Raw genomic sequence first — 11748 nt, 5'->3', positions numbered from 1 at the left:
CAATGGACAACAGTTAGTTTCTGCTAGTCTTGACAAAACCATCAGAATCTGGGATGTCAGCAATGGTCAACTCCTCAAAACCCTGACTGGTCATAGCAGTCCAGTCTATAGCGTCGCCTACAGCCCCAATGGACAACAGTTAGTTTCTGCTAGTCTTGACAAGACCATCAAAATCTGGGATATCAGTAGTGGTCAACTCCTCAAAACCCTGACTGGTCATAGCGATAGGGTAATTAGCGTTGCCTTCAGTCCCAATGGACAACAGTTAGCTTCTGCTAGTTTTGACAAAACAATAATTTTATGGGATTTGGATTTCGATAATTTATGAATCAGTGGTTGCAATTTGCTGAATAATTACCTCATTGCCCATCCAGAAGTGTTAGAAGAGTTGCAATCATGCCAAACTCCATTGCGGTTAGTGCAAGGGGCGACAGTGTTAGTCGTCCAAGGTGAGAAGTTAGCGCGATCTGATGATATTAATGGCGCTGTTGAAAAGTTTGGCAAAGCACAGCAGTGGGATAATAAATTAAAGTTTGATTCCCAGACGAGAGCAAAAGAGTTGGCGAATCAAGCCAAGGTTGAATCGCAGCCGAACTCACTTTGAAAGGCGGTTAGAATATCTACGTAGGTTGGGGAACCACTGCGTTGGACGGGTTCCCCGGCTTGTTCGCGCAGCATCTCCGACAGGAGAAGCAAGTAGCGTTTGAGGAACGAAACCCAACAAACCCGCGAAAAAGTTGGGTTTCGCAAAGCCTCAACCCAACCTACATTTTCTTCACTGCGATCGCTCCCATCCAATAGGGCTAAGATTGAGTAGTATCAAATGGAATAGACGAAATAGATAATCACAAGGTGGAAGGATGGCATACAGTGATTTTAATCTCGCTAAGGTGAAAAAGAGTTTTGACTTAACACTCGATGAAACTCGGAATTTATTTGTTGATACAAAACCTGTTACACCATCAGAAACTCTCAGAACTATTTTAATAGATTACATCCCTTTAGCAACTGCAATTTCAAGCGAAAAAGCCAGGTCAGAGTTTTTAATTGCACCAATACTGGCAGAAGTTAGACGATTATTAAATAATAAAATCTCGCTGTTCTCTGGAAATGAATTTAATGTTGATGCAACTTTAGGATTGCAAGGCTTTTACGATTACATCATCAGCAATTCCCAAGAGCAACTATTTATTTCTGCTCCGGTAATATTTATTTTTGAAGCGAAAAAAGAAGATATTATCGGTGGTCTTGGTCAATGTGTAGCGGCAATGATTGCAGCGCAACTGTTCAATTTAAATCAAGGTAATAAAGTTGAGCGAATTTATGGCTCGGTTACTAGTGGAACTAACTGGAAGTTCTTATTTTTAGAAGGGACAACTGTTTATATAGATTTGACTGAATACTATATTAAAGAAGTTGATAAAATTTTGGGTATTTTATTGCAACCTTTTCAGCCTGTTTTAACTGCTGTTCAATTAATATGAGTCTTTTTTGTCTAGTTCACGGTGCTTTCCAAGCCACTTGGTGTTGGGATTTGCTAATTCCCTACTTAGAAGCACAGGGTCACAAAACTGTAGCAATGGATTTGCCAATTGAAAATGCATCTGCTACTTTGTCCCAATTTGCGGATACAGTAATTCAAGCGCTACCAAAAACTGATGATGATATTGTACTAGTCGGTCACTCAATGGCTGGTACTATAATTCCCTTGGTTGCAGAAGCGGTAAAAGTGCGTTAACTAGTGTTTGTGGCGGCGCTGCTCCCATATCCTGGAATCAGTACACTCGACCAATTTTCTCATCGTCTTGATTCTGAAACGCTCAAATCATTAAATTACCACCCCAAAGACCCAAGTAAGCTCAAACAGTTCTACGATGAGCCTGATATGTATGAACCCGCTTCCGTAGGCAAAGATTATTCAGACGAAGCAGTATTAAGAGAGTTTTTCTTTCATGATTGTCAACCGGATGTAGCAGAGTGGGCAATCTCGAAAAGTCGTTCGCAACAATCTATGGCATATATTTTTGAAACGAATCCTCTAAAAGCTTTGCCTTCAGTTGAGCGTAAGTATATTGTTTGTAACGATGACCGAATAATATCTCCTGCATGGTCACACTACGCTGCACGCAAGCGCTTAGGAGTCGATGCCATTGAGCTAGCTTCTGGACATTGCCCACATCTGTCTTGTCCCGATCTTCTTGCTTCAGTATTAACTAGTGATTAAATTGTTGAGCAGTTTTACTTTGAATCAATTGTTGCCATAACAAACTTATACCAACTCAAAATTCAAAATTCACGCATTAAGAGGATGTCTGAAAAGTTTTGAGGAGGTAATTTTGATTACGCAAGCTGTTTTAACATTAAACGAATCATTGCAACATAGAAGTCAAGTTACGCAGGATAGATGGACTCATGGCTCTCGTAACGCTGTCATACTTAAGTATTTTTTCTACTGACAGGATACCATTACGTGAGCTTTCTTACTTTTCAGACATCCTTTAATCAAGTTGAGTATTTACCATTAATCTCTATATAACCCTCTGAAAGATCGCAACCCCATACAGTTGCAGAGGATTCGCCAATATTAAGACTAACATGAATATCAACTTTATCTTTAGACATAATTTTGCGTAACTGTTCCAGATTTTCCTCAGTTAAACTACTAGGATAAACTTTCACATTATCAAAGCGAATAATCACTATTTCTGGATTTATCTGCTGTTCATTTTCACATTTACCTATAGCCATAGCAACTCTTCCCCAATTCGGATCTGCTCCATAAACAGCAGTTTTTACTAATGGTGAATTTACAATTGCTTTCGCTACTGTTTTAGCTTGTGCATAGTTAATCGCTGAATCTACAGTCACCTCAATTATCTTAGTAGCACCTTCTGCATCTCGTGCAATTTTTAAGACTAATTCCTGTGCAACTTCTTGCAATGCACTCTTAAAATCTGATTCTGAAACTTCACCTGCTAAACCATTAGCAAGAATCACAGCAGAGTCACTAGTAGAAGTGTCAGTATCTACACTCAGACAATTAAAAGTTTTATCTATAGTAGAGCGAAAAATAGAACGAAGGCTATTTGTAGAAATTGCAGCGTCAGTAAAAAAGAAAGTTAGGAGGGTAGCCATATTAGGCTCAATCATACCAACACCTTTAGCAATTCCTACTAGCTTGGCATTTCCTATTTGCCGTGTAGCTAGTTTCGCTACTGTATCGGTGGTCATAATACCACGGGCTGCGGCATCAAAATCAGCATCAGTCAATTTTTTGCCCAATCCTAATAAACCAGCCCGGATTTTTTCAATAGGGTAACGTCTACCAATTACACCTGTAGAAGCTATCACAATATTATGTGCAGCAATTCCAGTTTCAGTTGCAACTAATTGCAGAACCTCTTGGGCGTCAGCAATACCAACAGAACCATTAGCTACATTTGCATTTTTAGATATAACAACAATTCCTTGTGCTTGTGAATCTTTTAAGTTATCGCGGCTAATAGTAACACTTGGCCCAGCAAAAAGACTTTGAGTGAAAACTCCATCTGCAACACAAGGAACTGATGATTTAATAAATACAAAATCATCAGTTGTATCTCGTATTCCCAAATTAGTGATGAATGCACTAAAACCTTGAGGTGTAGAAGATATAGTTAATGGCATTTTTTGATATTTAATAATTTGCTTTAATTATCTCATATTAAATTCAGGTTATTACTTGTAATAAAAATTTTCAATGTATATTAAGTTGAACATCAGTGAAGCCCAACATAAATAAGGATAAAATGTTGGTTTACCCTGCGGTCAGCCTTTTTAGGTCTACGTTACTCAACCCAACCTACAGATATTATAAGTGTTTAACTGGATATAATATCAGTTAATGTAAGAGTGAATGTAGTCCATCCATTGCCACTTTCTACTTGAATGTTTCCTTGCAATTGTTCGACTAATTTCTGTATTATAGATAAACCTAATCCCGAACCACCTTGATTCCAGATATCTGCATTGGGAAGACGATAAAATTTATCAAATATTCGTGGTAACTCTGTTACTAAAATTTCTGCTGAATTACTGACAGTAATAATAGTTTTTGCAGGTGCTTCCAAGGAATTATAACTTACACTTAAAACAATTTCACCACCCGCAGGTGTATACTTACAGGCATTATTGAGCAATTCTACTACGATGCGTTCCAAGCTAATGCCATCTGAGAATAATGGCGGGAGATTTGCAGGAAGATTCAACTGTAGAATTTGCTGATGTTCTTGAGAGCGGATTTGAAACGGCTCGATAATCCAAAATAACCACTGTTGTAAGAGCAACGCATTAGGTGTAATAACTGGATAGGATGAGCTTTCTAGCCGTTGTAAGTCTAGTAGATCGTTAATTAATTCTAGTTCGCGATCGCACTCGCTTTCCATTAATTTTAGATAGCGTTGATCTAACTCAGTATTATTAGATAGCTGTATCATTTGAATCATCGTCTTGATATTACTCAGAGGCGATCGCAGTTCGTGAGAAACTAAATTCAAAAAGTCATTTTTGAGTTGATTTATTTGTTCCCATTGCACCACAAGTTGTTCTTGTTCAATTTGCTTTTGACGCGCCTCAATCGCTCGTTTGCGCTCAGTAATATCTCGAAACACTAATACAGCGCCTGTAATATTATCTTTGTCATCCTTAATCGGTGCAGCGCTGTCACCAATTGGTATTTCTGCGCCATCTTTAGTAATCAAAATTGTTTCTGCGGGAAGATTAGTGATTGTCCCATCTTGAATAACTTTTATAAGCGGACTTTCAATTGGATTATGAGTTTCGCTATTAGCAATATTAAATACTTCTGAGGAATTTCTCCCACAAGCTTCTTCCTGTTTCCATCCAGTCAAATTTTCCGCAACCGGATTCATATAAGTAATTAAATCTTCTAAGTCGCTAGCAATTACACCATCGCTAATACTTTTTAAAAGTGCATCTAGCCATTTTTTATTAACTTTTAATTGCTTTTCCAAACTATGTTTAGTCAAAGTTATTTCAATATTTGTTTGTAATTCTCTTTCTTTAAAAGGTTTTAAGAGGTAGGCAAACGGCTCAGTTATCTTAGCTCGCTCCAATGTGTTCTCATCTGCATAAGCAGTCAAATAAATTACTGGAATATCCAAACCCTTATAGATTTCTTCAGCAGCTTGTATCCCGTCTATTGACCCTTTAAGTTTGATATCCATCAGGACTAAATCTGGAGATATTTCTCTTGCTAAATTAATCGCTTCTTCTCCTGAAGAAGCAATAGCAGGAACTGTATAACCAAATTTATTCAGCCGATATTGTAAGTCTTTAGCAACAATAGCTTCATCTTCCACAACTAAAATTTTTGCCTTTGTCATTTTTTACTAATTGTGTATTTATGGTAAAGGAAATGTTACCTGAAACTCTACTCCAGTAGAGCCTGTAATATTGATATTTCCTGCTAACTGATTACTTAAAGCATCCACCAACTCCCATCCTAATGATGCAAGTTTTTTAAAATCAAAGTTTGGTGGTAAGCCAATACCGTTATCACTAACTATCAGCCTTAAATCATTATTAAGTATTTTCTTAACTTCAATATTAATTACACCATTTTTTTCTTTATTAAATGCATACTTTAAGGAATTAGATACAAGTTCATGGATAATTAAGCTACAAGGAATTGCTGTATCTAAACCGATAAAAATACAATCTTCGGTATTTATTATCAAAGCGATCGCATCTTCATTGACTTCATAAGCAGTAAATAAACTTGCTACCAAATCTCGAATATATTCACCCAAATTAATCTTTGCCAAGTCTTGAGATTGATACAATTTTTCGTGAACGAGAGCCATTGATGCAATTCGCTGCTGGCTTTGTTGAAATATTACCAAATCTTCTTTGTCTTTGATATATGCAGATTGCAGATTTAGCAGACTAGAAATAACCTGTAAATTATTTTTGACTCGATGGTAAATTTCTTTTAATAACACCTCTTTTTCTAATAGTGATGCTTTAATTTGCTCCTCCCACTGCTTGCGTTCGTGCCGCGCAGCTTGACGTTCGCTAATGTCTTCGACCACAGAAATAAAATATTTTGGTTCCCTACTAGATTCACGCATTAAAGACACAGTAAGATTAACCCAAACTATGGAATTATCTTTGCGGAAATAGCGCTTTTCCATCGAGTAAGTTTGAATATTATCTGCTAAAATCTGCTCAACATATTTTAGGTTAGTATTAAGATCGTCTGGGTGAGTAATATCTTGGAAAGTTAACAACTGTAGTTCTTCGAGTGTGTAACCGAGAAGATCGCAGAGCTTCTGATTAACTAATAACCAGCTTCCATCGATTGCGACATGGGCAATACCAACAGCAGCTTGATGGAATGCAGCACGAAATCGCTGTTCGCTCTCTCTTAATGCTTCTTCTATTCGCTGGCGTTCAGTAATTTCTGTTTGTAGTGATTCATTGATTTTTGTTAACTCTGCTGTCCTTTCTTCAACCATGCTTTCTAGTTGGTTTAGTAGGCTATTTAATGTCTCCTCTGCTTGCTTGCGATCGGTTATGTCTGTATGCGAACCTGCCATTCGTACTACATTACCATCTTCATCCCACAGTGCTTGCCCTCGATCTAAAATCCATTTATAGGTGCCATCTTTACATAAAGCTCGATACTCGGTAATGTAAAACGGTGTTTTCTGAGCAAAGTGATCTTCAACCGCTTGTTTCACCCAGTCAAGATCATTTAAATGAATGCGTGACACGCATTCATTTAAATGATTAGAAATTTCGTGGTCTTCGTAACCGAGCATTTCTTTCCAGCGAGCCGAGAAAAAAACTTCATTGGTTTTAACATTCCAGTCCCAAATTCCATCATTATTGCCGCGCAAAGCTAATTGCCAGCGTTGTTCGCTTTCTCTCAACACCTTCTCAGTTCGTATGCGTTCAGCAATTTCTTTTGCTAGTTGGTAGTTTGCAGCCTCTAGTTGAGCCGGACTCGGTAGAGCCAGCACCTGCGGCATTAATGACACAAGCTCTATAGCCGTTAATACGGAGACAAAAGCAGTAAGAGCTTTGAGTAACCCTGATAGCCAATAGGTAGGATACCAAAGCGTCCATATATTCATTAAATGGGTTGTGCCACAAGCAACGATGAATGTGCTAAACATTAAAAATATTGAGCCGAAAGGCATATCTCGCTGTTTACGGACAAAAGAAACCAACATCACTGGAATTGAATAATAAGCAAGTCCAGTTAACACATCTGAAATCAGATGCAACCACACCAATCCTGGTTTCCAGAGGTAGCAATGTCCGTGGGGAATAAACTGGCTAGTAGAGAAAAAATTATTTAAAAATTCCATTATAAAAACCTACACATTGCACAAGTCTTCACCAAAGCCTGAAGCGCGAAAGAAGAGGTTTTTAGCCTCAGACTTCTGTAGACGCGCATACGCCTAGAAAGTATAGCCGTAGTCACATAGGTTAGGACATTTTAAAAGAGTGAAAGCTAGGAATAGTAATAGTTTTACCTCCTGCCTTCTCCCCTTGGGAGACGCTAAAAGCGATCTGCCTCCTGCCTTCTGCCTTCTGCCTCCTGCTATAGCTCTCACATTCTAAAGGAGAACTACGTTTGGCATTCGTCAGAGTTTTACCTACTAGTTTTAGGTTAAAATCGAGTATTAGCTTGAGCTTCTATATTTTATATTCCTCATCTTCTCTGAGTTTTTTAATCTGATTAATATAAGATTTATTAAAATTAAAGTACCGCGATCGCTTTGGTTATCGTTACCGTATATTCTCTGAAATCAACCATCTACATATATAAAAACCTTCAAAAATCACAGTAATATCTTGGATATCTAATAATCTAATTTTATTTAGTTATATACGTGTATTTGCGGACTAATTCAACTCGTTTCGATAGATCAGCACTTGTCGATTGCCAAATTAAATCACCACCTGACAAATTAATGTCTTCAAAAATATTTAGCTTAAAACCTTATAAAGTAATAATTTTACTATTGGAAGCTGAAAATAGGCTACTAAAAGCTTATTGCCAAAATACCTGTCCTTTATTGAAAAATGCTGTGAATATACATTTTTATGAAAATTGACAAAATAAATGTCGTTTGTATAGTAAAGTACAAATACGTATGTATTAAATAATTATGTAAAAACGTTGGACGATCATACCAATAGCCATCAAGAGGCACAAAAGGATGAGATTGTGACGGAACTCTCAGCAGAAGCCCACTTTGCATTCCCAATACTATCCATAGAAGCTTGATAGGCTGTTCTCTTGTTTCATTTGTAAGTGTAAATGTATACATTACTGAACATAAGCTATTTGCAACTACTCCTGAAAGCACAAGAATCTACTTGGCAATGCGGGTAGCATTCAGAATTGCTAACAGCGCTACACCCACATCTGCAAACACGGCTTCCCAAAGTGTTGCTAGTCCAATGCTTCCTAGCGCGATGAAGAGTGCCTTAATGAAGAGTGCTACGACAATATTTTGTACCACAATTTGACGAGTTTTCTGGGCAACTTTGATGGCTTCTGCCACCTTTGAAGGAGCATCCGTCATCAGTACGACATCAGCGGTTTCAATGGCAGCATCCGACCCCAACCCACCCATTGCTATACCGACATCAGCTCTAGCAATTACAGGCGCATCATTAATACCATCGCCAACGAATGCGAGTTTTGCTTTGCCCGAACGGTCTAGCAGTTTTTCGATTTCCTCTACTTTTCCTTCTGGGAGCAATTCGGGAATGAAAGTGTCTAAGCCGAGTTGATGAGCTACTGAAGAGGCAACCACCCGATTATCTCCCGTTAGCATTACGGTTTTTTCTACGCCCATTCGTTTCAAATCTCGAATCGCCTGAGGAGCATCTTCTTTGATTTCGTCTGCAATCAGAATGTATCCACCGTAGCGTCCATCCACTGCCAGATGAACCACAGTACCTGCGACATCACAAGTGTCATGGTCAATTTTTTCTCGATGCAACAGGCGATCGTTGCCTGCAATCACCACTTGATTTTGAACAACTGCCCGGATGCCATGCCCCGCAATTTCTTCGTAATCAGTGACTTCAGATGCAGCAATCGGTTGGGCGTAAGCTTCCCGAATTGACTGTGCCACCGGATGATTCGAGTGAGATTCTGCTTTCGCTGCCAAAGTCAGCAGTTGCGACTCAGAAAACCCATTTTTTGTCACAACTTGGGTGACTTTAAACGTGCCTTTGGTTAAGGTTCCCGTTTTATCAAACACAACTGTTTTAATCGTTGTGAGCGAATCCAAGAACGTTGAGCCTTTGACCAAAATTCCCCGCTTGGCGGCTGCCCCAATTCCACCAAAATAGCCGAGAGGAATGCTAATCACCAGTCCGCAAGGGCAGGAGATTACCAGTAGCACCAACGCCCGATATACCCAGTCCGCTCGATTTGCCCCTGGAATCAATAGGGGTGGTAACAGGGCAACTCCTAGCGAGAGAAAGACAACAACGGGTGTATAGTAGCGGGCAAACTTGGTAATGAATTTCTCAGTAGATGCTTTTTTGCTAGTGGCATTTTCAACTAGGTCAAGCACCTTGGCAATCGATGATTCGCCAAATAGTTTTGTGACTCGAATCGTCAGCACGCCCGATTTATTAATCATACCTGCAAGAATGGTATCTCCAGGTTTAACCGTGCGGGGAACCGACTCTCCTGTAAGGGCTGAAGTATCGACTTGCGAGTTCCCCTCTAGAATTTCGCCATCGAGCGGTACTTTCTCACCTGGTTTCACCAAAATCAAGTCCCCGACATTGACTGTTTCTGGAGAAACCTGTTTGATTGTGCCATTCACTTTTAGATTAGCGGTATCGGGACGAACTTCTAACAAGGCTTTGATCGAACGGCGCGATCGCCCCACTGAGTATTCTTGAAACAACTCCCCAACCCGAAAGAATAACATCACGGCAACGGCTTCAGGCAGCTGGTGAATGGCGAGTGCGCCCAGAGTTGCGATCGTCATCAAAAAGTTTTCATCAAAGATTTGCCCTCTAAGAATATTCCGTCCAGCTGTTTTCAGCACTGTCCAACCGCTTAACAAATAGGCTGGAATAATTACGGCAAATTCGGCAATATTGTAGGGTGTGTTGTGTAAGGGTTTCTCAAACAAAATGGCAATGGTAAACAGGGCGATCGCTATCAGTACGGGTGGTAGTTCTTTCTTGAGATTAAATTCGCCAGAGCCGTGACTATGACCATGCTCGTGTTCGTCTTCCTCATCATGAGTATGACCATCCTCATGATCGTGGTGATGGTTATGCGCTTTAGGGGCAGTTTTAGGTGCGGATGATTTCGGGTTTTCAATGGTATAGCCCAGTGACTTGACTCGCTCTTGAATCGTTACTTCGCTAACCTGCTGTGGATCGTAGGTCACAGTTAACCGCCCGGTTGCCACCGTCACAGATGCTTCCGTCACCCCTCTCAATCGTTCCAGGCTACCTTCTATCTTCATCTTGCAGCTTGTACAGTCCATGCCGCCTACCTGTATCTGCTGAGTTTTGAGTGATGGAGTTTGAGTCATAAGGGTTTAATTAGGCGGTTGAGGAAGACTTTTCTGAACTCTAACATAAATAATGAAACATCTGAAGATACTTTCAGATGTTCACGTGTTAAAATGAGAATCATTTCCTATACTGAACGTGCATCCTACCTCAGCAGCTAACTCCAATCCTATGAGCAAATCGTCGTCATCAAAATCACAGTCTTTTCACAGTGAGGATATACCCAGTTGTGACACGCATCTCGTCCATCTTGAGCAGGTGCGTCAGGTACAGCCAGAAGTTATGCCGATTGATAAGGCGCAACAGATGGCAGAATTTTTTAGTGCCTTGGCCGATCCCAGTCGTTTGCGGCTGATGTCTGCGTTAGCTCATCAAGAACTCTGTGTTTGTGATTTAGCTGCTGCTGTCAAGGTAAGCGAGTCTGCGGTATCACATCAATTACGAATTTTGCGATCGCAACGCTTAGTGAAATATCGGCGAGAAGGGCGTAATGTCTATTACAGTTTGGCCGATGGCCATATTATCAACGTTTACAAAGAAGTTTCAGAACATTTGAGAGAAGTATAAGATGAAGCTAATAACGGAATAGATTGAGTATTCTGCGGCTGGCGAATCAACGATGTTGCTGTACATTAACTAATTATTTGTCAATTTAACAAAATATTGCCACAGCATTATAAATACCTAAAACCCCTGCATAGCAAGGATTGTGTCAGGGTTTTTCTTATTTATTAAATAAGAAAATTAATGAAAAACAGCAAGCCCACATAAAACGGAAAAACTCCACCTTAGACAGAATTAATAACCCTTTTCCTCGCCCCACGAAACCTTTATATAAAGGACAATCTCATATTCTTGTTGGTGTTAGCCTCGGCTTAGAAAAGCCTGCAACGCTAGCGGTAGTAAATGGCACTACAGGTCAAGTAATTACCTATCACAGCATCAGACAACTACTGGGTGATAATTACAAACTGCTAAATCGACAGCGACAGCAAAAGCATTTTTTATCCCACCAACGCCAAATAGCTCAAACGCTTGCTGCACCAAATCAGTTTGGAGAATCGGAGTTAGGGGAGTATATTCAGGACTTACGCAACTGGCACAGCGCGATCGCAATTTTATAGTATTTACGTACTATGTTAAAGTCGCGTATCCAGAGGGCATTGCTGAAATTAA

The 11748-nt window shown here is 39.7% G+C and carries 12 protein-coding genes; 8 read left to right on the top strand and 4 right to left on the bottom strand.

Annotated features, from left to right (window positions below):
• The 6 genes from V7K79_RS29050 to V7K79_RS29025 form a co-directional block, all read left to right on the top strand.
• A partial coding sequence (locus tag V7K79_RS29050) for a WD40 repeat domain-containing protein (protein WP_442938984.1) occupies positions 1 to 328 on the top strand: 328 nt, incomplete at its 5' end.
• A gap of 15 nt (positions 329 to 343) precedes the next feature.
• Positions 344 to 604 carry a hypothetical protein gene (locus tag V7K79_RS29045; protein WP_335052906.1) on the top strand — a complete coding sequence of 87 codons (261 nt, stop codon included), beginning with the start codon at positions 344 to 346 and terminating at the stop codon, positions 602 to 604.
• 41 nt (positions 605 to 645) lie between these two features.
• Positions 646 to 801 (top strand): hypothetical protein, encoded by a 156-nt coding sequence (locus tag V7K79_RS29040; RefSeq protein WP_335052904.1) that lies wholly within the window; start codon positions 646 to 648, stop codon positions 799 to 801.
• 59 nt (positions 802 to 860) lie between these two features.
• A complete protein-coding gene (locus V7K79_RS29035; RefSeq protein ID WP_335052902.1) occupies positions 861 to 1484 on the top strand; it encodes a hypothetical protein in 624 nt (207 codons plus the stop codon).
• Entirely contained in the window at positions 1481 to 1738 is a 258-nt protein-coding gene (locus V7K79_RS29030; protein ID WP_335052900.1) for an esterase/lipase family protein, read from the top strand. The genes V7K79_RS29035 and V7K79_RS29030 overlap by 4 nt, the downstream gene beginning before the upstream one ends.
• A 9-nt stretch (positions 1739 to 1747) precedes the next feature.
• Positions 1748 to 2224, top strand: coding sequence for an alpha/beta hydrolase (locus tag V7K79_RS29025; RefSeq protein ID WP_335052898.1), 477 nt, complete (start codon positions 1748 to 1750; stop codon positions 2222 to 2224).
• Between the two features lie 278 nt (positions 2225 to 2502).
• Here the strand turns inward: V7K79_RS29025 and argJ are convergent, their stop codons facing one another.
• The 4 genes from argJ to V7K79_RS29005 all read right to left on the bottom strand — a co-directional run bounded on the left by argJ (position 2503) and on the right by V7K79_RS29005 (position 10592).
• Positions 2503 to 3666, bottom strand: coding sequence for a bifunctional glutamate N-acetyltransferase/amino-acid acetyltransferase ArgJ (argJ, locus tag V7K79_RS29020; protein ID WP_335052896.1), 1164 nt, complete (start codon positions 3664 to 3666; stop codon positions 2503 to 2505).
• Positions 3667 to 3860: 194 nt separating this feature from the next.
• A complete protein-coding gene (locus V7K79_RS29015; RefSeq protein ID WP_335052894.1) occupies positions 3861 to 5384 on the bottom strand; it encodes a hybrid sensor histidine kinase/response regulator in 1524 nt (507 codons plus the stop codon).
• An 18-nt stretch (positions 5385 to 5402) separates the two neighbouring features.
• The gene (locus V7K79_RS29010; protein WP_335052892.1) at positions 5403 to 7376 is read right to left on the bottom strand and encodes a PAS domain S-box protein; all 1974 of its coding nucleotides are present in this window, start codon (positions 7374 to 7376) and stop codon (positions 5403 to 5405) included.
• 1014 nt (positions 7377 to 8390) lie between these two features.
• The gene (locus V7K79_RS29005) at positions 8391 to 10592 is read right to left on the bottom strand and encodes a heavy metal translocating P-type ATPase (RefSeq protein ID WP_335052889.1); all 2202 of its coding nucleotides are present in this window, start codon (positions 10590 to 10592) and stop codon (positions 8391 to 8393) included.
• A gap of 151 nt (positions 10593 to 10743) precedes the next feature.
• On the opposite strand from V7K79_RS29005, the gene V7K79_RS29000 reads away from it, so the two are divergent.
• Positions 10744 to 11139, top strand: coding sequence for an ArsR/SmtB family transcription factor (locus V7K79_RS29000; protein ID WP_335052887.1), 396 nt, complete (start codon positions 10744 to 10746; stop codon positions 11137 to 11139).
• Positions 11140 to 11279: 140 nt separating this feature from the next.
• Positions 11280 to 11696, top strand: coding sequence for a type V CRISPR-associated protein Cas12k (gene cas12k / locus V7K79_RS28995; protein ID WP_335052885.1), 417 nt, complete (start codon positions 11280 to 11282; stop codon positions 11694 to 11696).
• The last annotated feature ends 52 nt before the right edge of the window (positions 11697 to 11748 follow it).

It is taken from the genome of Nostoc sp. (assembly GCF_036917575.1).
Taxonomy (GTDB): domain Bacteria; phylum Cyanobacteriota; class Cyanobacteriia; order Cyanobacteriales; family Nostocaceae; genus Nostoc.
Note: the sequence above shows the minus strand (reverse complement) of the source record. Positions and strands in the feature narration are given on the sequence as shown.